This window comes from Streptomyces sp. CG 926 (assembly GCF_003148825.1).
Lineage (GTDB): Bacteria > Actinomycetota > Actinomycetes > Streptomycetales > Streptomycetaceae > Streptomyces.
The window spans coordinates 520226-542491 of record NZ_QGGZ01000004.1; the positions used below are offsets into that span (position 1 = coordinate 520226).

Sequence of the window (22266 nt, forward strand, 5' to 3'; positions counted from 1 at the left end):
AGTGACGTACGCGCACCACCCCATAGCCGCAGCAACCGCCGGCGCCGTGGACCCGTCGGGCCCGGCGCCCGACCCGGTGGTCGCGGCTCTGGGGGCGCTGGGCACTCCCGTCGACTGCGCGGGGGTGAGCAGCCTCTCCCTGGAGGGCCCGCTCGTCCTGTGGCTGGTCGTCGAGGGCGAGCTGGACCTGTTCGCCGTGGACGCCGCGCAGTCGGGGCACTGGCACTTCCTGGGCCGGCTGGAGCCGGGCACGCTGTTGCTGGGTCCGGCCGAGGGCCCCGACCACACCCTGGTGGGCCGCCCCTTGCAGGGCTGTCGGCTGCGCCGCGTCGAGCTGCGGGAGCTGCAGCGCACGCAGTACCCACAGCACCAGCAGCAGCACCCGGAGTACGGGGCCGGGTTCCACGGCGGGCCGTGGCACGTCGACGAGGGGCCCTACGGCGCGGCCCCCGCGGGACGGCCGAGCCCGCTGGAGGACGCCTTCGCGCGCGGCATCGGCCGCGGTCTGCGCGTGCTCTACGAGGCGCCGCTGGACGGCACCGCCACCACCGGGCAGGGCGGGGCCGACGACGACATCCTGTGGATGCGGATCACCCCCGGCAGTGTGCAGTACGGCGCCGTGTACGAGGCGGAGGCGGTGGGCACCCTCCTCGTCGACGCGGCGATGTGGCAGGGCATGGTCGACCAGCAGTACCGGCTGCTCTACGCCTTGGACGGCTGGATCGAACAGTTGGAGCGCGCGCACGAGGACCGTACGGCGGCCGGGATCGAGGCGGGCCGGGCCGCCCGTACCCAGGCGGACCGGACCCTGCTGGCGTCCATCGTCCGCTCCGGCGGACGGGATTCCCATCGGGGCGCGGACGTCGACGCGACCCTCGCCGCGTGCCGCCTCGCCGCCGGCGCGGCCGGCATCACCCTTGCCGCGCCGGGGGCGGCGGGCACCTCCTCCGAGCAGCTCGATCCCGTCGAACGTATCGCGCTCGCCTCCCGGATCCGCACGCGCGAGGTCGGTCTGCGCGGGCGTTGGTGGCGGGAGAACAGCGGGCCGCTGGTGGGCCGGCGCGGGAAGGACGGCACGCCGGTCGCCCTGCTGTGGCGGCGCGGCGGCTACAAGGCGGTCGACCCCGCCACCGGCCGGCGCGAGCGCGTGGGGAGGAGCAACGAGGCCTCCTTCGAACCGAACGCCGTCATGCTGTACCGCCCCTTGCCCGAGGGGCGGGTGGGTCTGCCCGCGCTGCTCCGCTTCAGCGTGCGCGGCACCTTCCCCGAGCTGCGCAGCCTGCTGCTGGGTGGGCTGGTCGCGGTGGTCCTGGGCGCCCTGGTGCCGGTCGCCACCGGCCAGGTCCTCGGCCGGTACGTGCCGCAGGGCGAGACCGGCCTCATCGTGCGGACCGGGGTGGCGCTGGTCGCGACCGCCGTGGTCTCGGCCGTCTTCATGCTGCTGCAGAACACCTCCCTCCTCCGCATGGAGGGCCGGGTCGAGGCCACCTTGCAACCGGCCGTGTGGGACCGGCTGCTGCGGCTGCCGGCGACGTTCTTCGCCGGTCGCTCCACCGGCGAACTGGCCGGCGCGGCGATGGGCATCAGCGCGATGCGCCGCGTACTGTCCGGCATCGGTCCGGTCTGCGTACAGGCGGGCGCGGTCGGCGTGGTGAGCCTCGTCCTGCTGCTCGTCCACAGCGTGCCGCTGGCGCTGACGGCGCTGGCCATGCTGGTCGTCATCGCGGCGGTCTTCCTGGGTCTGGGGCTGTGGCAGTTGCGGTACGAGCGCCGGCTGAACACGCTCGGCCTCCGGCTGGGCAACCAGGCCTTCCAAACCCTGCGGGGCCTGCCCAAGCTGCGTGTCGCCGCGGCCGAGAGCTTCGCGTACGCGGCCTGGGCACGGGAGTTCGCCCGTACCCGCGATCTGCACCAACGGATCGGCCGGACCCAGAACGTCCTCACGGTCCTCGGCGCCGTGTACCTGCCGCTGTGCACGCTGGTGATGTTCGTGCTGCTGGCCGGCCCGGCCCGCGGCGCCCTGTCCGCCAGTGAGTTCCTCACCTTCAGCACCGCGCTGACGATGCTGCTGTCGTCGGTCACACAGGTGACCGGGGCGCTGATCTCGGCCGCCGCGGTGCTGCCGATGTTCGAGCAGATCAGGCCGCTCCTGCGGGAGATCCCCGAGGTGGACCGCGCCAGTACCCGGCCGGGAGAGCTGACCGGTGCCATCGAGGCGAAGAACCTGTCCTACCGCTACGCCGACGACGGCCCGCTGGTACTCGACGACGTCAGCCTGCGGATCGGACCGGGCGAGTTCGTCGCGATCGTCGGGGCCAGCGGCTGCGGCAAGTCGACACTGCTGCGGTTGCTCATCGGCTTCGACCGGCCCGTCTCGGGCAGTGTGCTCTACGACGGCCAGGACCTGGCGGCGCTCGACCGGGCGGCCGTACGCCGCCAGTGCGGGGTCGTGCTGCAGAACGCCCAGCCCTTGACCGGCTCGATCCTCGACTGCATCCGCGGCGCCGGGACGTTCTCCTTGGAGGAGGCCTGGGAGGCGGCCGCGATGGCGGGCCTGGCGGAGGACATCAAGGCCATGCCGATGGGCATGCACACCATCCTGTCCGACGGTGGCGGGACCGTCTCGGGCGGTCAGCGCCAACGGCTGATGATCGCCCAGGCCCTCATCCGCAAGCCGCGCGTCCTGTTCCTGGACGAGGCCACCAGCGCGCTGGACAACGAGGCCCAGCGGGTGGTCATCGAGTCCACCCGGGCCCTGCGGGCCACCCGTCTCGTGATCGCCCACCGCCTGTCCACGGTCATGGACGCCGACCGCGTGATCGTCATGTCGGAGGGCCGGGTCGTCCAAGAGGGCCCGCCCGCCACGCTGTTGGCCGACGCCTCGGGCCTCTTCCACGGGCTGGTACGGCGGCAACTGCGTTGACACCCGAATGTGTGAGTGGTTGAGTACTCACATGAAGAGCGAACGCCCCCGCCAGCTGTCCACCGCCGAGGAACGTCGCGAGACGGTGCTGCGCACCGCCATCGGCGCCTTCGCGGCGCGCGGCTACTGGGGCACCACCACGACCGAGGTGGCCAAGGCGGCCGGCATCTCGCAGGCGTACGTCTACCGCCTGTTCCCGAACAAGGAACTGCTGTTCACCGCGGTGGTCGGGCACTGCTTCGTCCAGGTCCGGGCCGCTCTGGAGCGGGCGGCAGCCGAGGCCCGGGGCAGCTCCCCCGAGGCGGTACTGGAGGCCATGGGGGACGCGTACGCGCTACTGATCAGCGACAACGACCTGATGCTGATCCAGCTGCACGCCCAGGCCGCGGCCGTCTCCGAGCCCGCCGTCCGCGAGGCGGTCCGACAGGGATACGCCCGCCTGGTGGAGTACGTCCGCGGCGCCTCGGGCGGCACCGAGGGACAGGTCCAGGAGTTCTTCGCGCTGGGCATGCTGTGCCACCTCATCGTCTCCGTGGGGGCGGACGGGATCGACGCCCCCTGGACCCGCACCCTGTCCAGAGGCATCAAGCACTACTGACGCCCGGCCGTCGGCGGAGCAGCCCTGCTCCGCCTTTTCTTCGACATAAAGAGTGAGTGGTTAACCACTCAAGGAGGATCGCAGTGAAGACCGCCACCACCCGGGGCCCCGGGGCGGCGCTCGCCGCCCTGGCGGGAGCGCAGTTCACCGTCATGCTCGCCACCTCGATCGTGAACGTGGCCCTGCCGCAGATCCGTGCCGGCGTCGGGCTGTCGGACAACGGCACCACGTGGGTGGTCAACGCCTACGGCCTGGCCTTCGGCGCACTGCTGTTGGCCGGCGGCAGGGCTGCCGACCTCATCGGCCGACGCCGCATGCTGCTCGCCGGGATCGCGGTGTTCGGCGCCGCGTCCCTGGCGGCCGGAGCGGCCACCTCGTCCCCGGCCCTGATCGTGGCTCGTGCGGTGCAGGGCGTGGGCGCCGCGGCGATCGCCCCGGCGGCCCTGGCCCTGGTGATGGAGCTGTACCCGCCCGGACCCGGGCGGGGACGAGCGCTCGGCGTGTGGGGCGCGGTGTCCGGCGCGGGAGGCGCGGCCGGAGTCCTGCTCGGCGGCGTCCTCACCCAGGCGTGGGGCTGGCAGTGGATCTTCTACGCCGTCGCCGTCGGCGCGCTCCTGATCCTGGTCGGCGTCGCCGTCAGCGTGCCGCGGACCCCGATCACCGGCGGGGGCGGGTTCGACCTGCCCGGCGGCGTCGCGATCACCCTCGCGCTGACCGCACTGGTGTGGGGCCTGACCACGGCCCGCCGGTCGGGCTGGACGGACGCCTCCGTCCTGGGGGCCTTCGCCGTCACCGCGGTACTGACGGCGGTGTTCGTCCTGGTCGAGCGCCGCCACCCGAACCCCCTGCTGCCGCCGCGCCTGTTCCGGGCCGGTCGGGTCACGGCCGGTAACCTGCTGATGGCCCTGCTGGGCTCGGTGTGGATCGCCCTGTTCTTCTTCCTTCCGCTCTACCAGCAGCAGGTGCTCGGCGCCGGCCCCTTGGCCGCCGGGCTGGGTCAGCTCCCGCTGGCCCTGACCAACATGCTCGGCTCCACCCTCGCCCCGCGGATCGCCCGCCGGATCGGCGCCACGGCGACGGTGACCACGGCCCTGCTGGTCGAGGCGGCCGGACTGCTGTGGCTGTCCCGGATCAGCGCCGACGGCAGCTACCTCACCGACGTCCTCGGCCCGAGCACCCTGATCGGCCTCGGTCTGAGCATCGCTTTCGTCCAGCTCACGGCCCTGTCCGTGGAGGGCGTGACCGGGCGGGACGCCGGGCTCGCCGGTGGCCTGGTGAACACCACCCGGCAGGTCGGCGGCGCGATCGGCCTCGCCGTCCTGGCCACCCTCGCCGGCACCACCACCGCCGGAGCGGCCGGACACCTGCCGCACCTCGAAGCGCTCACCGCCGGCTACCGCATGGCCTTCGGCATCTCCTCCGCCGTCCTCGCGGCCGCCGCCGGCCTCGCCCTGCTCCTCGTCCGGACCCGCGCCGCTCGCACCGAGCCCGTACCCGCACACCCGTAGCCGCACATCCGTAGCCGCACACCCGTCACCACGCACCCGTCACCGAAGAGCACGTCGACCGAGAGGAAGTACCCCATGTTCACCATCGACGAGAGCGCACCCGTCATCGTCCGCCTGTCCACCGTGATCGACGCCCCGCCGGAGCGGGTCTGGGACCTGCACACCCGGATCAACGCCTGGCCGAGCTGGAACGCCGATGTCGACCGGGCCGTGCTCGACGGTCCCCTCGCACCGGGCCGCTCCTTCCGCTGGGAGACCCACGGCCTGGACATCACCTCCACCGTCGTCGAACTCGTCCCCGGTGAACGGATCGTCTGGGGCGGCCCGGCGAACGGCATCGACGGGGTCCACGTCTGGACCTTCGAGCGGATCGACGGCGACCGGGTGCGGGTCCGTACCGAGGAGTCCTGGAGCGGGGCCCCGGTCGACGCCGCGACCGACGAACTCGGCCGGGCCCTGCGCTACTCGCTGACCTCCTGGCTCGCGGCCCTCAAGACCCGCGCCGAGCAGGCCGGCTGACGACCCACACCCGCACATCCACCCCCACCCCACTCCCACACACCGAGCGAGGTTCCCGCCATGACCACCCACAAGCCTTATCTGACCGGCCACTACACCCCGGCCGTCGACGAGATCACCGCGACCGAGCTGACCGTCGAGGGCACGCTGCCGCCCGAGTTGACCGGCCGGCTGCTGCGCAACGGTCACAACCCCAAGCCCGGTGTCACCCCCACGCACTGGTTCAAGGGCAGCGGCATGGTCCACGGCATCCGCCTGCGGGACGGACGCGCCGAGTGGTACCGCAACCGCTGGGTCCACACCCCCGCCCTCGACGGCGCCCCGTACATGACCGAACACGGCCCCGACCTGACCGCCAGCACCGCCGGTACCCACGTCATCGAACACGCCGGACGCCTCCTCGCCCTCTGCGAGGCCAACCTCCCCTTCGAACTCACCCCCGACCTCGACACCGTCGGCGCCTACGACTTCGACGGCAAACTACGCACCGCCATGACCGCGCACCCGAAGACCGACCCGGTCACCGGCGAGCTGCACTTCTTCGGCTCCTCGCCCTTCCCGCCCCACCTCATGTACTACGTCGCCGGGTCCGACGGGCACATCACCCACAGCGCCGAGATCCCGGGAGCGAGTGCAGCCCTCAAGCACGACTTCGCGATCACCCGCCACCACGTGGTGTTCATCGAGGGCAGCGTCACCTTCGACCCCACCGAGCATTCCGGAATCCCCTACGGCTGGAGCGATGCGCAGCCGGCCAGGATCGGCGTCATGCCCCGCGGCCCGCGAGGCGCCGGGCTGATCCGCTGGTTCGACATCGAGCCGGGCAACATGCTGCACGCCGCCAACGCCTACGAGGACGCCCTGGGCCGGATCGTGCTGGAGGGCCCGACCGTGGACCGGGAGGGCTTCCAGCTCTCCTGGAACTGGTGGGTCGGCGCCCCGGGGCGCGGCACCGAGCCCAACACCCGCTCCTACAACCGCCGATGGGTGATCGACCTGTCCGCCGGCACCGTCGACGAGCGGATCATCGACGACCTCGCGATCGAATTCCCCACCCTCAACGAGGAGTTCCTGGGAGCCGAGCACCGCTACCAGTACGCCATCTCCTTCCCCGACCGGAACGGGCAGGGCGGCTACGGCATCGTCAAGTACGACCGTGCCACCGGCGCCCGTGAGGTCCACGAGGCCGGCGACGCCCGGCTGCCCGGCGAGGCGGTGTTCGTCCCCGCCGCCGGCGCCACCCGCGAGGACGACGGCTACCTCCTCAGCGTCGTCTCCGACCTCAAGCAGGACACCTCTCAGCTGCTGGTCCTGGACGCCTCCGGGCTCGACCGGATCGCCACCGTCCACCTGCCGCGACGCGTCACCGCGGGCATCCACGGGTCCTGGATCCCCGACGGCGGGCCCGCCGGCTCCGCCGGCTGACCTCCGATCACCGCAGCCGGCTCAGGTCGACCGAGTCGGCCGGTGCCGGGGGTGTGGCCTTGACGGGCTCGTCGAACGCGGAGAAGGTCGCCGCCACCCGCTCGCCGGACGCGTCGGTGCCCTGGACCCGCAACAGGTAGGGCTTGTCCTCGGTGGAGACCTGGTACGCGCCCGTCCTGCCGTCGCGCCGGCTGGTGACCGTGATGGCGGGGTGGCCGTCGACGGTGGTCCGGGCGCCCTTGACCAGCTGTTCGCTCGGCGGCTTCGAGGAGAACTCCTTCTTGAAGAAGTCCAGGTCGCAGAGCTGGGCGAAGTCACGCAGCTCGACGCTGGCCGTGGTGCCGTGCAGATAGCGGCCGTCGATGAGCGCGACCGCGTCCTCGCCCGCGGCTCCCGGCGCCTGGGCTCTCAGCAGGGCGTCGTCGAGCTTCATCCAGACGTCGTCGCCCCGTTTGACGATGTCGGCCGAGCCCGTCCCGCCGGGCGGCGTGACGGTGCCGACGCAGTTGCCCTGCGCATCGAAGCGAAGATCGAGAGCGGTGGTGCCGGTCGTGTTCGTCACCTTGCCCACCATGCGCATGGAGGTGACCTGGGCCATGGCCTCGCGGGAGGCCTGGGCGATGGCCTGGGCGCTGTCGTCGGCGATGCCGTTGTCGTCGGCTCGGGCCAAGCCACCGCTCGCGAGGACCAGCAAGCAGGCGGCTCCGACGGTCGCGCGGCGGGCCGCGGCCGCCCTCGGTGCGGACATCGGGGATCACCTCCCTCGGGCTGCGTCGGCCGGCAGCGGGCATCACCGCTCCGCCGGCGCGGCCGGTCACCTGATCAGCGTAGGGCCGCGGGCCGGTGGGCGCAGTTCGGGTGAGTTCGGCCGGACCCGGCCGGGACGAGCCCGGCGTCGGGCAGCATGGTGCCCGATCATGTCCCCCGCAGCGCCGCCGATGGAGGTCCGATGACCGGTTCCACGTCCTTACCGCCGATGAGGGCACGCCTCGCCGTGGCGGTGACGGCCGCCGTCACCGCCGTGCTCATCGCGGCCGGGGCCGCAACCGCCGGGGCGAGCGCACCCCCACCGGACGCGAAGGCTCCGAGTGCGTTCGTGGCACTGAGCTCGGTCGACCCGACGATCCTGCAGGACATGCGGTACGTACGTGCGCACAACTTCGTCGGCGAGCCGGTCGACGGCTACCGGCAGCCCGTCTGCCTCCTGACCCGCCCGGCCGCCCAGGCCCTGCACCGGGCGCAGGTGAACCTGCTGCGCCGGGGGTACTCGCTCAAGGTGTACGACTGCTACCGGCCGCAGCGGGCCGTCGACCACTTCGTACGGTGGGCCGAGGACCTCGGCGACGAGCGGCGGAAGGCGGAGTTCTATCCGCGCGTCGACAAGTCCCGGCTCTTCGAGGACGGCTACATCGCGAAGAAGTCGGGTCACAGCCGGGGCAGCACCATGGACGTGACGCTGGTACGGCTGCCCGCGCTTCCGGCGCCCCGGCCGCGACCGGGGCAGGAATCGGTGCCCTGCTACGCACCCCGGGCGGAGCGGTATCCGGACAACTCGGTGGACATGGGCACGGGCTTCGACTGCTTCGACACGCTGTCCCACACCGACGACCCGCGCGTCCAGGGGGCCCAGCGCGCGAACCGGGACCTGCTGCGGTCGGCGCTGACGGCGCAGGGGTTCGTCAACCTGCCCGAGGAGTGGTGGCACTTCACGCACAAGCCGGAGCTGTTCCCCGACACCTACTTCGACTTCCCCGTCGCCTACCGGTCGGTCGCCGGACACCGCCGCTGAGAGCGCCGCGCGCCGCTCTCAGGGGCACAGGCGCTTCGGGATGCAGGGGACGCGGGGGCGGCGGACAGTGGAGGCGGGGCCTTCGGCAGACCGGGAGACCCGCGTGACGGATGACGACCCGACGCCCGACCGGACGGTTTCGCCTTTCATGACGGAGGCGGCCTTCCGCTCCCTCCACGCCGAGCTGCGCCGGCTGGCGCCCACCCACGCGGAGCACCGGCGCGGGGCCCTCGCCCACCTGACACCCGAGCGTGTGGCCGCGGCCGCCGCCGCCGTGCGTCACGGGCGCACCCTGTCGCTGGCCGCGCCCATCGAGACGCAGCCGGGGCCCGACGATCCGCAGCCCGCCGTCTACCGGCTGACCGCGCCGACCCCGCCCGAGACGGGGACCCCGGGCGTGCATTTCGCGCTGGACCGGTTCGCCATGAATGTGCACGGGGACGCCCACACCCATCTGGACGCCCTGTGTCATGTCGTGTTCGACGGCGAGCTCCACGAGGGCATCCCGGAGAGCTGGCTGGCGGCGGGCGGGGCCCGTGGGATCACCCTGGACCTGGTGCGGGACGGGATCGTCGGCTCCGGGCTCCTGCTGGACGTCCCGCGGCTGCGCGGGGTCCCCTGGCTGGAGCCCGGTGACTTCGTGGACGTCGACGACCTGATGGCGGCCGAGGAGGCCCAGGGCGTGCGGATCGGTCCGGGCGACCTGCTGCTCGTCCGGGTCGGGCACCGGCGCCGACGCCACGAGCGGGGCGCATGGGACGCCGCGCACGCCCGCGCGGGCCTGCATCCGACGTGCATGCGGCTGCTGGCCGAACGGCAGGTCGCCGTCCTCGGCTCGGACGGCAACAACGACACGGCCCCGAGCCCGGTGCCCGGCGTCTCCTTCCCCGTGCACGTCCTGGCCCTGCACGCCCTGGGCATGCACCTGATGGATTACCTGGACCTGGACGAACTGGCCGACGCCTGTGCGGGGCTCGGGCAGTGGCGGTTCCTGTGCACGGTGGCACCGCTGCGGCTGCCGGGTGCCACGGGGTCCCCGGTGAACCCGATCGCCGTCCTGTGAGCCGCGCCGCCCGTGTCCGGCTTCCCGCATCCCCGGGTGCCGCACCGCCGGGGGGCGTATACGTTCGAAGGGGGACCCTGCCGCGACAGGCCCGCCCGGGCGGCGGCACCGCGAGCCGAGGACGGTGATCCGGTTGAACGACGCTGCGCACTACGACGTCATCGTCATCGGGACGGGAGCGGGCGGCGGCACGCTCGCCCACCGGCTCGCCCCGTCCGGCAAGCGGGTGCTGATCCTCGAACGCGGCGGCTACCTCCCCCGCGAGCGCGACAACTGGGACTCCACGGCGGTGTTCGTCAAGGGGAAGTACCGCGCTCCCGAGTTCTGGTTGGACCGGCATGGCCGCGAGTTCCCGCCCGAGGTCAACTACTACGTGGGCGGCAACACCAAGTTCTACGGCGCGGCGCTGTTCAGGTTGCGCCCGGAGGACTTCGGGGAGTTGCGCCACCACGACGGCATCTCGCCCGCCTGGCCCATCCGGTACGAGGACCTGGAGCCGTACTACACCCAGGCCGAGCACCTCTACCGGGTGCACGGCCGACACGGCGAGGACCCCACGGAAGGCCCGGCGAGCGCCCAGTACGCCCACCCGCCGGTGGAACACGAGCCGCGGATCCAGCAGTTGAGCGACGACCTGGAGAAGCAGGGTCTGCACCCCTTCCACCTGCCCATCGGGGTCGACCTCGACCAGGGCGCGGACGGCCGGGCGACCCCGTCCAGCGTCTGTATCCGCTGCAACCGGGTGGACGGCTTCCCGTGCCTGGTCCGCGGCAAGTCGGACGCCCAGGTGATCTGCGTGGAGCCCGCGCTGCAGCATCCGGGCGTGGAGCTGGTCACCCACGCCCACGTGGTGCGGCTGGAGACCGACCCGACGGGACGCACGGTCAGTTCGGTCGTCGCCCGCCTCGCCGGCGGCGAGGAGGCCCGGTTCTCCGCCGACCTGGTGGTCGTGGCCTGTGGCGCGGTCAACTCGGCGGCGCTGCTGCTCGCTTCGGCGAACGACCGGCACCCGCAGGGCCTCGCCAATGCCTCGGACGTCGTCGGCCGGTTCTACATGCGTCACAACAACCTGGCACTGATGGCCGTCTCCAGGGAGCCGAACGACACGCAGTTCCAGAAGACCCTGGCCCTGCACGACTGGTACCTGGGCGCGGACGACTGGGACTATCCGCTCGGCGGGATCCAGATGCTCGGCAAGTCGGACGCCGAGCAGATCCACGGCGAGGCGCCGCGCTGGGCCGGGGCGGTCACCCCCGACATGCCCTTCGAGGTCATGGCCCACCACGCCGTGGACTTCTGGCTGTGCGGGGAGGACCTGCCGCTGCCCGACAACCGGGTCACCCTGGACGGCGACGGCCGCATCCACCTCGCGCTCGACGAGTCCCACAACACGGCCGGGCTGAAGCGGCTGCGGCACAAGCTCCAGAGCATGCTGGGCCACCTCGGCATGCACGAGCACCACCTGCTGGACCACAGCCTCTACCTGCACAAGGGCATGCCGATCGGGGCGACCGCGCACCAGGCGGGCACCGTACGGTTCGGCACCGACCCGGCGTCGTCGGCCCTGGACCTCAACTGCAAGGCGCACGATCTGGACAACCTGTACGTGGTCGACACGAGCTTCTTCCCGAGCATCGGCGCGGTCAACCCGTCCCTGACGGCCATCGCGAACGCCCTGCGGGTGGGCGACCACCTCCTGGAGCGGATGGGCTGACTCCTACGGCCGGACACCGCCGACCGGGCGAAGATCCTGGGCCGGGTGGCGCAACGCGCATCCCAGCGGGCCGCCGCACCCCGCACCCGGTGATTGGGTGACGCCGGACCCGCCGGGGTGCCGTCGCCCCGACGGCACGGGGTGGCGGTACGAAGGAGGCAGTCCGTCGTGAGTTCCACCGAGGGCGTACCCCGGGGCGTGATCCCCGCGCACCTGCTCCGGGGCCAGAAGGCACTGGTGACGGGCGCGAACTCCGGAATCGGCAAGGCCACGGCGATCGGCATGGGCCGGGCCGGGGCGGACGTGGTCGTGAACTACGTGGCCGGACGGGACGAGGCCGAGAAGGTCGTCGAGGAGATCGCCTCCTTCGGGGTGCGCGCGGCGGCGTACGAGGCGGACGTGTCCGACGAGGCCCAGGTCGTGGCCATGACGCAGCGCATGGTCGAGGAGTTCGGGACCATCGACATCCTCGTCGCCAACGCCGGACTGCAACGCGACTCCGCCTTCACCGAGATGACCCTCGCCCAGTGGCAGAAGGTCATCGACGTCAATCTGACCGGACAGTTCCTGTGCGCCCGCGAGGCGACGAAGGAGTTCCTGCGGCGCGGGGTCGTCCCGGAGGTGTCCAGCTCCGCCGGCAAGATCATCTGCATGAGCTCGGTGCACCAGATCATCCCCTGGGCCGGGCACGTGAACTACGCCTCCTCCAAGGGCGGTGTGCAGATGATGATGGAGACCCTCGCCCAGGAGCTCGCCCCGCAGAAGATCCGTGTCAACGCGATCGCCCCCGGCGCGATCCGGACGCCCATCAACCGCAGTGCCTGGGACACCGAGCAGGCCGAGCAGGACCTGCTCAAGCTGATCCCGTACGGCCGGGTCGGCGATCCGGCGGACATCGCCCACGCGGCCGTCGGCCTCGCCTCCGACCTCATGGACTACGTGGTGGGCGCCACCCTCTACGTGGACGGTGGAATGACCCTCTTCCCCGGCTTCGCCACCGGCGGCTGACCTCCATCCGCGCAGCCCCGGAGAGGGACGCATGCACACCACGCTCCACCTGCTGGCGGAGGCGGCACCGCCGCAGATGCTGCCGGCCCGCTCGCTCATGGCCTTCACCCTCGCCTCGCACATCATCCTGGTGCCCATGGGCGTGGCCCTGCCGCTGATCACCCTGATCATGCACGGCTACGGGCTGCGGCGCGGCGACGCGACCGCCCTGCTGCTGGCGCGCCGCTGGTCGGCGGTCATGGCGGTGCAGTTCGCCATCGGCGTCGTCACGGGCACCGTCCTGTCCTTCGAGTTCGGCCTGCTGTGGCCGGGGCTGATGGGCCGGTGGGGCGATGTGTTCGGGATCGGTTTCGGCGTCGAGGCCTGGGCCTTCTTCCTGGAGGCCGTCCTCATCGCCATCTACCTCTACGGATGGCGCCGGCTGCCCGCCCGGACCCACTTCCTCCTCGGGCTGCCGCTGCCGGTGACGGCCCTGCTGGGCGCCTTCGGCATCCTGGCGGCCAACTCCTGGATGAACACCCCGCAGGGCTTCTCCCTCGACTCCGAGGGCAATCCGGTCGACGTGGACGTCCGCAAGGCGATCTTCACACCGATGTTCGGTCCGCAGTACTGGCACTTCGTCGTGGCGATGCTGGTCACCGCCGGGTTCGTGGTGGCCGGCGTCTACGCCGTCGGCTGGCTGCGCGGGCGCCGCGACCGCTACCACCGCCTCGGCTTCACCGTTCCGTTCACGGTGGCGGCCGTGTTCACGCCCATCCAGTTCATGCTGGGCGACGCCATCGCCCGGGCGGTGTTCCAGAAGCAGCCCGTGAAGTTCGCGGCGATGGAGATCGTCTGGAACACCGACACGCACGTGCCGGAGTACCTCTTCGGCCGCCTGCACCCCGACGGGACCGTCACCGGCGGCATCAAGATCCCGCAACTCGACTCCATCCTGGCCGGCTTCAGCCCCGACACCGAGGTGCACGGGTTGGCGACCGTGCCGGCGGAGAACCGGCCCACCGTGTCCCAGGCCACCCTCATCCACTGGACCTTCGACATCATGGTCGGCATCGGCTCGGTGCTCCTGCTGCTCGTCGTCTGGTACGCGTTCGTCTGGTGGCGCCGCCGCCGGCTGCCCGCCTCGCCGTGGTTCTACCGCAGCGCCGCGTGCGCCGGCGTGGCCAGCGTCATCGCCGTCGAATGCGGCTGGATCACCACCGAGGTGGGCCGCCAGCCGTGGATCGTCTACGAGAACATGCGGGTCTCCGAAGCGGTGACCGGGGCCCGTTCCGGAGCCTTGTGGACGATGTTCGGGGTGGTCGTCGTCGTGTACATCCTCATCTTCGGGTCCTTCCTGGCCGTGCTCCTGAAGATGCGTACCCGATGGCGCCAGGACGACGAACGAAGCGACGAACGAGGCCTTGAGGCGGGCACGATGGTGACACCGGAGACCGACACCCCCTACGGCCCCCGCTCCGCCGTCGCTGCCGGCGACGCCCCGGCTCCCGCTCCGGGCGACGGCCCCGGCGCGGCCCCGACCGAGGACGGCCGACCGTGACCGCCGCCGGAGTGATCGCCGCCGTCCTGCTCCTCGCGGTGGCCGCCTACACCTGCGCCGGCGGCACCGACTACGGGGCGGGCTTCTGGGACCTGACCGCGGGCGGCGCGGAACGTGGCAAGCGCCCCCGGTGGCTCATCGACCACGCCATGGCCCCGGTCTGGGAGGTCAACAACGTCTGGCTGATCTTCGTCCTGGTCATCATGTGGACCGGGTTCCCGGTGTTCTTCCAGACCGTGTTCTCCGCGATGTGGCTGCCCCTGGCCCTCGCCGCCATCGGCATCGTGCTGCGCGGCGCCGGCTTCGCGCTGCGCAAGCCGACCCGCAGGATCGCCGGACGGCGCGTCTACGGGGCCGTGTTCGCCGTCTCCTCGCTCCTCACCCCGTTCTTCCTCGGTGCCGCCGCGGGCGGGATCGCCTCGGGGCGGGTGGGGCCGGGCACCGAGCCCACGGCGCACGCCTGGTTCAACCCGACCTCCGTCTTCTTCGGCCTGCTGGCGGTCGTCGGCATCGCGCTGCTCGGGGCGGTGTTCCTGGCCGCGGACGCCGTCCGCTACGAAGCACCCGACCTGCACGCCTACTTCCGGCGGCGGGCACTGGTCGCCCTGGCCGTCTTCGCCGTGCTGGGGGCCGTCACGCTGATCGTCGCCCACGGGGACGCGCCGCACCTGTGGCACGGCCTCACCCACGGCGCCGGGCTCGTCCTCCTGATCCTCTCCGTGCTGGCCACGCTCGTCACGGCCTGGCTGCTGCTGCGCACGTCCGGGGCGTGGTCCCGGCCCGCGGCCGTCGTCCTGATGGCCTCGGCCGTGCTCGCGTGGGGCGTGGCGCAGCGCCCGTACCTGATCCCCGGCCGGCTGACGGTGGCCGAGGCGGCGGGGTCGCCCAGCACCCTGCACTGGCTGCTGATCGTCACCGTCGTGGCCGCGGTCCTCGTCTTCCCGGCGGTGGCCTTCCTGTACCGGCTCGACACCCGCGGCGAACTGGAGCCCCTCACGGACGCCGACCTGCGCGGGAGCGGCCCGGAACACGGCGGCTGAGGTTCTGCGCGCTGGGCACCGGGGTGCGGTTCGTCATGAACGGCGCCAACCACCGGATGGACCCTCCCGTGGGGACACCGTCGTCGGCAACGACGTCTGGTTCGGCTACCACGCGACGGTCATGCCCGGGGCGCGCATCGGGCACGGTGCGGTGATCGCCTCCGGTGCGGTGGTCGTCGACGACGTCCCGGACTACGGCATCGTCGGCGGCAACCCGGCGAAGCTCGTCCGCAACCGCTTCAGCGCCGAGGACATCGCCCGTCTGCTCGCGATCGCCTGGTGGGACTGGCCGACGGCCTACCTGACCGAGCACATCCGGACGGTCATGTCCGGCAGCGTCGACGACCTCGAGTCGGCCGCGCCCCGGGCGTGACCCGCGCCGTCCCTACGGCGCGGAGCCCCGGTTCAGGGCCGCGTCGAGGGTGATCGCCGCGTCGATGAGGGCGAGGTGGGTGAACGCCTGCGGGAAGTTGCCCAGTTGGCGGCCGGTGAGGTCGATCTCCTCGGAGTACAGGCCCAGGTGGTTGGCGTAGCCCAGCATCTTCTCCAGCACGAGTCGGGCCTGGTCGATCCGGCCGGCCCGGGCGAGTGCGTCGACGTACATGAAGGTGCACAGCGAGAAGGTGCCCTCGGATCCGCGCAGGCCGTCCGGTGATGCCTCGGGGTTGTAGCGGTACACCAGGCTGTCGCTGACCAGTTCCTGCTCCATCGCGTCGAGGGTGGAGCCCCACATCGGGTCCTGGGGGGTGAGGAAGCCGACGGTGGGCATCCGCAGGAGCGACGAGTCCAGGACGCGGCTGCCGTAGTGCTGGACGAACGCGCCGCGTTCCTCGTTCCACCCCTTCTCCATGACCTGTTGGAAGATCCGGTCCCTGGCACCGCTCCAGTGCTGGGCCGGTGCGGGGCGGCCGCTGACGTCGGCGAGCCGCAGCGCACGGTCGAACGCCACCCAGGACATCACGCGGCCGTAGGTGAAGTCCTGGGCCCCGCCGCGGGTTTCCCACAGGCCCTCGTCGGCCGAGTCCCAGTGCTCCGCCAGCCAGTCCAGGACGTGGATCAGGCCTTTCCAGCCGCGGTACCCGAGGTGGATGCCATGTCTTTGGGCGAAGGAGATGCTGTCCAGCGCCTCGCCGTAGATGTCCATCTGGAGCTGGGTGGCCGCTCCGTTGCCGATGCGGACCGGCGACGAGCGCTCGTAGCCCTCCCAGTGGTCCAGGCTCTCCTCCTTCAGGTCGGAGGAGCCGTCGACCGCGTACATGATGTTCAGCGGCCCGGTCTCCCCCTGTTCGCCCGCCCGTTCCTCGATCCGGTCGCCGAGCCACCCGATGAACGCCTGCGCCTCCTCCGTGAACCCCATGCCGAGCAGGGCGTACACGGAGAACGAGGCGTCGCGGATCCACGTGTAGCGGTAGTCCCAGTTGCGCTCGCCGCCGAGTTGCTCGGGCAGGCCGGTGGTGGGGGCCGCGACCACCGCGCCGGAGGGGGCGTAGGTCATCAGCTTCAGGGTCACGGCGGAGCGCTCCACCGCCTCGCGCCAGCGGCCGGTGTAGCGGGAGCCGCTCAGCCAGTTCCGCCAGAAGCCGATGGTGGCGTGGAAGAGCTCCTCGTACTCGGTGAGGCGGATCTGCCGGGGCGGCCCGTCGGCGGCGGACTCCAGGATCAGCCCGCGTTGCTGTCCCGCCCGCAGGTTCAGGGTGAGATGGACGTCGCGGTCGCCCGCGGTCAGGAGATGGCCCAGCCGCTCGTCGTCCGGTTCCCGGATGGTGTGGACGGTCAGGGTCGTCCCGTCGGCGGTGAACACGGCGCCGTTCTGTGTGAGGTTCAGCTCGTGCGGCTTGCGCCCGTAGTCGAACCGGGGGGCGATGTCGACGTCGAAGGTCATGCTGCCGCGGACGCAGCGGACCATCCGGACCAGCCGGTGCCGGGCGGTGACCGTGGTGCCGGTCAGGGGCATGAAGTCGACCACCTCGCCGGCGCCGGCCTCGGTCATGAAGCGGGTCACCAGGACCGCGGTGTCGGGCAGGTACAACTGCTTGGTCGCGTAGGTCGCGTGGGCCGGGCGGACCGTGCAGTGGCCGCCCTTGCCCTTGTCCAGGAGGGCCCCGAACACGCTGGGCGAATCGAAACGCGGACAGCAGAACCAGTCGACCACTCCGTCGGAGGTCACCAGCGCCGCGGTCTGCAGGTCACCTATCAGGCCGTGGTTCTCGATCAGCGGGTACTCGTCCATCAGGGCGTCCCTTCCGGCATGCGTCGCCGCCCGGCTCTCGGCCCCCCGAACCAGCGTATGTCGGGCCCGCGAGACCGTCCCGCCGAGCGGGCCCCACGGCGTGCGACGCGCACCGCGGGGGCCCGCCGAGCGACGCGACCGGCTCCGCCCCCGCCACCGGGTGCGGGGCGGTCAGCCCTCGCTCGCGACGCCCCGGTCGGGTGCGCCCATGTCCCCCGTCGCGGGGATGCCGTCGGTGCGGCCGTAGCGCAGGTACACGGTGCCCTTCGAGCTGGTCGCCGGGGGCGCCAGGAGGGCGAGGTTGGTGGGGACCGCGCCGTCGTCGAACACCTTCTTCCCGACCCCGAGCACGATCGGGTGCAGCCAGAGGTCGAGACGGTCGAAGAGCTTCTCGCGCAGCAGGCTCTGCACGAGGTTCAGGCTGCCGACGACCTTCACGTTCTCGTGCCGGTCACGGATCTCGCGCACCGCGCCGGCCAGGTCGGGGCCGAGCTGGGTGGAGCCGGCCCACGAGAGGTCGGGCCTGCCGCGGGAGGCCACGTACTTCGGGACGCCGTTGAAGAGCGTGGCGATCTCGTTGTCCTCGCCGCCCTTCTGGTGGGGCCAGTAGGCGGCGAAGATGTCGTAGGTCCGGCGGCCGAGCAGGAGGGCGTCCGTGCCCTCGTACGCGGCGCCGATCTGCGCCCCGGCCACCTCGTCCAGCAGCGGCGCCTGCCAGCCGCCGAACGGGAACCCCACCGGGTCCTCGTCGGGGCCGCCGGGCGCCTGCCCGACGAGGTCGAGGGTCGCGAACATCTCGATCTGGATGAGTCCCATGGCTTGCTCCCGGTGAGTCGGTCGTCTCCGTCAAGGGATAGACCGGCGCGGGGCCCCGAACTCATCGGCGCGCCGGGAACCGCCCGCTAGCGAGCCGCCGCCGCATCCTCGGACGGCGCTGGCCGGGCGCTCGGGACGGCCGGCCGGGGCCGCGTCGGCGGTACGGGCCCGAGGTGCGGTGCGGTCCCGAGGTGCGGTGCGGCCTCGTCGGCCGGGTAGGCCGAGGCGAAGGTGAACGCGCGTGGGGACGGCCCGTGCGCCCGCAGCTCCGCCAGGCGCTCCAGGGCCTCACCGACGGTCGGGAGATGGCCGGCCGGGACCCACCACAGCACCATGTGCGCCTCGACGTGCCGCGCGAACCATTCGCGGCGCCGCCGCATCACCTCCAGGTGTCCGCTGCGGTAGGCGAAGTCCCACAGGGCCTCCTGCGTCTGCCACACCGACAGGTTGACGACGACGTCCGCACCCGCCGGGCGCAGCCCGGTGGCGTCGGCCGCGCCCTCCTCCACGAGCCGCCACACGAAGCCCGGCGCGGCGTCGGCGGCGGCGTTGACCGGATCGAGCATCTCGACGAACGGGGCCATGCGCGGGTCGTCGAAGGGGTGGAGGAGCGTGGCGACGTTCAGCTGGGCGAGGTGGGCGGCGTGCGGGGATTCGGTCATGGCCTCATCCCAGCACAGCCCCGATTTCTATGTCAATGCTCATTGTTTTTAGAATCCTCCAGCACCACGCAGCACTCCCCCGGCCGGGCGTCCATCCGTGCGCGGACCGGGCCGTCGGCGCCGATCAGGCCTTCCAGCAGCGCGAGATTCATGCCGCAGACGAGCGGCGGGAAGCGTTCGGCCACGGCATGGAAGGGGCAGTTGCGCATCCGGACCACGGGCGCGACCTCCTCGTCCCCCTCGGAGGCCTCGACGTGCGGTTCGTAGCCGCGGGCGGCCAAAACCTCCATAGCCTCCTCCAGGCCACCGCAGGGCGTCGCCGAGCCGCGCAGGCCCTCACCCCGGCGGCGCGCGGCGGCGCACAGCTCGGCGTCCAGCCCGGCCCGCTCGGCCGCCTCGGCGAGCAGCTCGGCGGCGGTGCGGTAGTCGCGGGAGGGCAGTGACACCGACCGCTCGACGCGGGCCCGCGTGTACACCTTGGCCGGCCGACCGGCCCCCGGCCCCGAGCGACCCGTGAGCCGGCGACTGCCGCTCTCCAGCAGCCCGACCTGGGTCAGCTTGTCCAGATGGTGCGCGGCGAGGGTACGGGCCACCCCGGCAGCCTCGGCGGCTTCGTTACGGCCGACCTCGCGACCCTGCGCCACCACGTACTCGTACAGGCGGCGCCGCACCGGATCCTGCAACACCGCGATCGCATCGATATCCTTCATCCGGCCATTCTAGGAACAACGCAGATTGGACATAGAAGGCGAAGCCCACCCCGGCCGGGCGCCGCCACGGCGGACTACCAGCGCATGCGGACGTCCTCGGCCCAGCCCAGCAGGCCGTCCACCTCGATCCGCCCGCCGTCGTCCGGGCGGATCGTGCCCGTGTAGTGGCCGAAGCACTGATCCGTGCGGTTGGCGAGGAGGCCGATGTCGGTGCGGGTCGACCGGTTGTGGAACGGCGTGAACACCAGGTCCACCTGCGCCGACCCCGGGCTACGGACCGACCACGGCGCCAGGTGATCGCCGCGCGACCACCGCCAGTCCAGCTCGTCGCCGATCTTGCTGATCCGGCCGTCCACGCACACCGCGTTCTCGGTCGCCCCGGTGCCGCGCGTCCAGCGACCGCCGAACTGCAACCCGACCGTACGGCCGTCCGTACGCCCGGAGGCGGCACCCCAGTTCCAGGCCACCGAGCGGGGCCACCGGCCCCGCCCGTGGTCGAGGGTGCCCCAGGCGTCGTCGCCGAACGCCAGCACGTCGTCCCCGATGCGGACGGTGCCGGAGGCGGGCCGGGCCGTGTGCTTGGAGGTGTACTGGAAACGGCGTTCGTCCCAGGGCACCACCACGGAGAGGGTCTCGTGCCCGGCGGGCATCGCGACGCGGAGGTCCACCTCCACCGGGAGGCCTTGTGGGCTCAGGCAGCGCGCCCGCAGACGGGTGGCGGAGCCCTCGCCGTGGATCTCGATCCGCACCTGGCCCCTGACCGGCCGCGGCGGTCCGACCACGAGCGGGGCGGACACCTGATCCGGGGCTCCCGCGATCGTGTCGGGGAGGCGGACGCCGAATCCGCCGGGCACGATCGCCGTGCGCTCGAACTCGCGGCCGCTCGGCCCGTACTCCAGGACGTAGATCGAGTTCAGGGCCAGGTAGTCCAGATCGCTCACGGTCAGGGCCACCAGGTGGGTCGGGGTGGTCACGCACCAGTACTCCCACCGCTTGGTGCGCCCCCAGCCGGGAATCCGGCAGCGGTGCAGCGGCGTGCGTGACCAGCCGACCGCTTGCGGGGCGAGCCGTCCGTCGGCGCGGCACAGGTCGACGGGAGCGGCGATCTCACGTTCGTGCGTGGACATGGCCGGACCCTACCGGCCAGGGGCACACCGGACCGGGTGATCGCGGGAACGTCCGCGCGCACCGCAGCCCCGGCGCGGCGACGGCCGGACAGGCGGACAGGCGGACGGACGGACGGGCGGGCGGGCGGGCGGGCGGGCGGACCATCAGGACGGCTGCCGGTCGACCAAGGCGTACAGGCCGGAGATCTCGGCGCCGCGGCGGCGCTTGGCCTCGACGGTCGTCATTCCCGCGTGCAGCGCGGTCGTGCCGTGGGCGTAGGCGTCCTCGACGGGCAGGTAGTACATGAGGTTGAAGTACAGGTGGGGCGTCGGGTGCCGGCGGTCGTGGGCGACCGCGCGGATCCATGTCGTGCTCCCGTAGTGGTAGTAGAGGCAGAAGCCGACCATCCGGTGTCGGTCGTAGGCGGCCACCACCCGCGCCTCGCTGCCCATCGCCGTCGCCTGCCGTTTCAGCAGAGCGGTCATGGCGTCGATGCCGTCCCGGTCGTGCCCGTGGTCCTGTTGGTGGCCGGCGAGGAGGACGCCCGCCGCCTCGAAGCAGTCCGCGAGCACCTGTCGGCGTATGTCGAGGGGTGCCGCGGCGAACTCGCGGCGTTCGCGGCGTACCCCGACGCGGCGCTGGGAGGGCAGCGAGGCGATGTAGTCGTCGATGCCCGCGCCGGGGAGCGGGATGACGGCGTCGTCCTCCAGGTGGTGGACCGGATCGGGGTAGAGGGGGGCGAGCAGGGTGGCGGCCGGGGTGGTGAGGTAGGGCCACCAGTGCGTGGTGCCATGGTGACGGGCGAAGTCGCGTACGGCGTCCCGGAGGAGGACGAGGCAGGCGTCCCGCCGACCGGAGCCCAGGCCGGGGGCGGTGAGGGGGGTGTTGTGGTAGCCGCGCCGCGCGCCGGCGATCACGCGGGGCCGCAGGTGCGGGGGCAGTACGGTTTCGGGTCGGTAGCTGTCGTTCGGCTCCTCCCGCACCAGGTGGAGGGGGGCGGCGGCGAGCAAGGTGCCGTCGATGTCCCGTACGAGCGCGTACGCGCGGGTGGCGGTCGGGTCCTCCTCCTCGCCGGCGAGCCACCGGTGGGAGAGGTAGAGGCCCGCCGGCCGGGCGAGGTGCTCCCACTCGGCGGCGGGTACCTCATGGATGGACTCGACGATGCTCGTGATCAACGGGGATTCCTCCGGCGGTGGCGGTTGGGGGCCTTGAGGGCGGGCGCGGCGAGTACGGCGATCAGGCAGGCGGCGGCTTCGACTCCCCACGGGAGGAGGGGCCCGGCCTCCAGCAGCGCGGTGAACAGCGCGGGGGCGGCGACCATGCCGACGGCCCACGAGAACTGGTACAGGCCTTGGGTGAAGCCCCCGGCGGCCTGCGGGGTGAGGCTCACGGAGAGTTCGCTCAGCGCCGGCCCGAGGAGGATCTCCGCCAGGCTGAACAGGACGATCGCCACGACGAGGGCGGCCCATGCGGTGGAGGCGGCACCGGGCAGCGCGGGCAGCGCGAACGCCCACATCCCTAGAGCGTGTCTCTTTGATGCGTTGGTCAGTTGATCGGATGTGCCTGTCCGATTAGTGATCACTGATGCGATGTGGGGCCGGATCGAGCCGCTGA

General features: G+C 72.3%; 19 protein-coding genes and 1 pseudogene. 12 read left to right on the plus strand and 8 right to left on the minus strand.

The features are described from left to right. The first annotated feature begins 1 nt into the window (after position 1). From BCL76_RS14495 to BCL76_RS14515, 5 genes are all read left to right on the plus strand, one after another. The gene (locus BCL76_RS14495; RefSeq protein ID WP_375137915.1) at positions 2 to 2923 is read left to right on the plus strand and encodes an NHLP bacteriocin export ABC transporter permease/ATPase subunit; all 2922 of its coding nucleotides are present in this window, start codon (positions 2 to 4) and stop codon (positions 2921 to 2923) included. A gap of 31 nt (positions 2924 to 2954) precedes the next feature. Next, the gene (locus BCL76_RS14500) at positions 2955 to 3521 is read left to right on the plus strand and encodes a TetR/AcrR family transcriptional regulator (protein WP_109779881.1); all 567 of its coding nucleotides are present in this window, start codon (positions 2955 to 2957) and stop codon (positions 3519 to 3521) included. Positions 3522 to 3604: 83 nt separating this feature from the next. Continuing rightward, the gene (locus BCL76_RS14505; protein ID WP_258309655.1) at positions 3605 to 5029 is read left to right on the plus strand and encodes an MFS transporter; all 1425 of its coding nucleotides are present in this window, start codon (positions 3605 to 3607) and stop codon (positions 5027 to 5029) included. Between the two features lie 75 nt (positions 5030 to 5104). After that, the gene (locus tag BCL76_RS14510) at positions 5105 to 5548 is read left to right on the plus strand and encodes an SRPBCC family protein (protein WP_109779882.1); all 444 of its coding nucleotides are present in this window, start codon (positions 5105 to 5107) and stop codon (positions 5546 to 5548) included. 60 nt (positions 5549 to 5608) lie between these two features. Further along, positions 5609 to 6973 carry a carotenoid oxygenase family protein gene (locus tag BCL76_RS14515; protein WP_109779883.1) on the plus strand — a complete coding sequence of 455 codons (1365 nt, stop codon included), beginning with the start codon at positions 5609 to 5611 and terminating at the stop codon, positions 6971 to 6973. A gap of 7 nt (positions 6974 to 6980) precedes the next feature. Here the strand turns inward: BCL76_RS14515 and BCL76_RS14520 are convergent, their stop codons facing one another. Next, complete coding sequence (locus BCL76_RS14520) at positions 6981 to 7721, minus strand: hypothetical protein (RefSeq protein WP_109779884.1); 741 nt, start codon at positions 7719 to 7721, stop codon at positions 6981 to 6983. Positions 7722 to 7922: 201 nt separating this feature from the next. Between BCL76_RS14520 and BCL76_RS14525 the strand changes: the two genes are divergently transcribed. The 7 genes and pseudogenes from BCL76_RS14525 to BCL76_RS14555 form a co-directional block, all read left to right on the plus strand. Next, on the plus strand, positions 7923 to 8762 hold the full coding sequence (locus BCL76_RS14525) for a M15 family metallopeptidase (RefSeq protein ID WP_258309657.1): 840 nt from the start codon (positions 7923 to 7925) through the stop codon (positions 8760 to 8762). A gap of 148 nt (positions 8763 to 8910) precedes the next feature. After that, complete coding sequence (locus tag BCL76_RS14530) at positions 8911 to 9825, plus strand: cyclase family protein (RefSeq protein WP_109779954.1); 915 nt, start codon at positions 8911 to 8913, stop codon at positions 9823 to 9825. Between the two features lie 133 nt (positions 9826 to 9958). Next, the gene (locus BCL76_RS14535; RefSeq protein ID WP_109779886.1) at positions 9959 to 11539 is read left to right on the plus strand and encodes a GMC oxidoreductase; all 1581 of its coding nucleotides are present in this window, start codon (positions 9959 to 9961) and stop codon (positions 11537 to 11539) included. A 213-nt stretch (positions 11540 to 11752) separates the two neighbouring features. Then, on the plus strand, positions 11753 to 12547 hold the full coding sequence (locus BCL76_RS14540) for an SDR family oxidoreductase (protein WP_109779955.1): 795 nt from the start codon (positions 11753 to 11755) through the stop codon (positions 12545 to 12547). Positions 12548 to 12578: 31 nt separating this feature from the next. Further along, entirely contained in the window at positions 12579 to 14087 is a 1509-nt protein-coding gene (locus tag BCL76_RS14545) for a cytochrome ubiquinol oxidase subunit I (protein ID WP_109779887.1), read from the plus strand. After that, on the plus strand, positions 14084 to 15127 hold the full coding sequence (locus BCL76_RS14550; RefSeq protein WP_109779888.1) for a cytochrome d ubiquinol oxidase subunit II: 1044 nt from the start codon (positions 14084 to 14086) through the stop codon (positions 15125 to 15127). Before BCL76_RS14545 ends, BCL76_RS14550 begins: the two co-directional genes overlap by 4 nt. Then, positions 15127 to 15500 (plus strand): annotated as a pseudogene (locus tag BCL76_RS14555) (CatB-related O-acetyltransferase); the annotation flags it as partial. The gene BCL76_RS14550 and the pseudogene BCL76_RS14555, both read left to right, overlap by 1 nt. Before the next feature lie 12 nt (positions 15501 to 15512). On the opposite strand, the gene BCL76_RS14560 reads toward BCL76_RS14555, so the two are convergent. From BCL76_RS14560 to BCL76_RS14590, 7 genes are all read right to left on the minus strand, one after another. Further along, the gene (locus tag BCL76_RS14560) at positions 15513 to 17357 is read right to left on the minus strand and encodes a glycoside hydrolase family 15 protein (protein WP_109779889.1); all 1845 of its coding nucleotides are present in this window, start codon (positions 17355 to 17357) and stop codon (positions 15513 to 15515) included. Positions 17358 to 17528: 171 nt separating this feature from the next. Continuing rightward, the gene (locus BCL76_RS14565; protein ID WP_109779890.1) at positions 17529 to 18173 is read right to left on the minus strand and encodes a dihydrofolate reductase family protein; all 645 of its coding nucleotides are present in this window, start codon (positions 18171 to 18173) and stop codon (positions 17529 to 17531) included. An 86-nt stretch (positions 18174 to 18259) separates the two neighbouring features. Continuing rightward, positions 18260 to 18835, minus strand: coding sequence for a DUF3291 domain-containing protein (locus BCL76_RS14570; RefSeq protein WP_109779891.1), 576 nt, complete (start codon positions 18833 to 18835; stop codon positions 18260 to 18262). 32 nt (positions 18836 to 18867) lie between these two features. Further along, a complete protein-coding gene (locus tag BCL76_RS14575) occupies positions 18868 to 19545 on the minus strand; it encodes a helix-turn-helix transcriptional regulator (RefSeq protein WP_109779892.1) in 678 nt (225 codons plus the stop codon). Positions 19546 to 19619: 74 nt separating this feature from the next. After that, positions 19620 to 20672: a DUF2804 domain-containing protein gene (locus tag BCL76_RS14580; protein WP_109779893.1), complete on the minus strand. Its 1053-nt coding sequence runs from the start codon at positions 20670 to 20672 to the stop codon at positions 19620 to 19622. Between the two features lie 144 nt (positions 20673 to 20816). Then, positions 20817 to 21827 carry a peptidogalycan biosysnthesis protein gene (locus BCL76_RS14585; RefSeq protein WP_109779894.1) on the minus strand — a complete coding sequence of 337 codons (1011 nt, stop codon included), beginning with the start codon at positions 21825 to 21827 and terminating at the stop codon, positions 20817 to 20819. Then, the gene (locus BCL76_RS14590) at positions 21824 to 22168 is read right to left on the minus strand and encodes a hypothetical protein (RefSeq protein WP_109779895.1); all 345 of its coding nucleotides are present in this window, start codon (positions 22166 to 22168) and stop codon (positions 21824 to 21826) included. The genes BCL76_RS14585 and BCL76_RS14590 overlap by 4 nt, the downstream gene beginning before the upstream one ends. Positions 22169 to 22266: the final 98 nt, after the last annotated feature.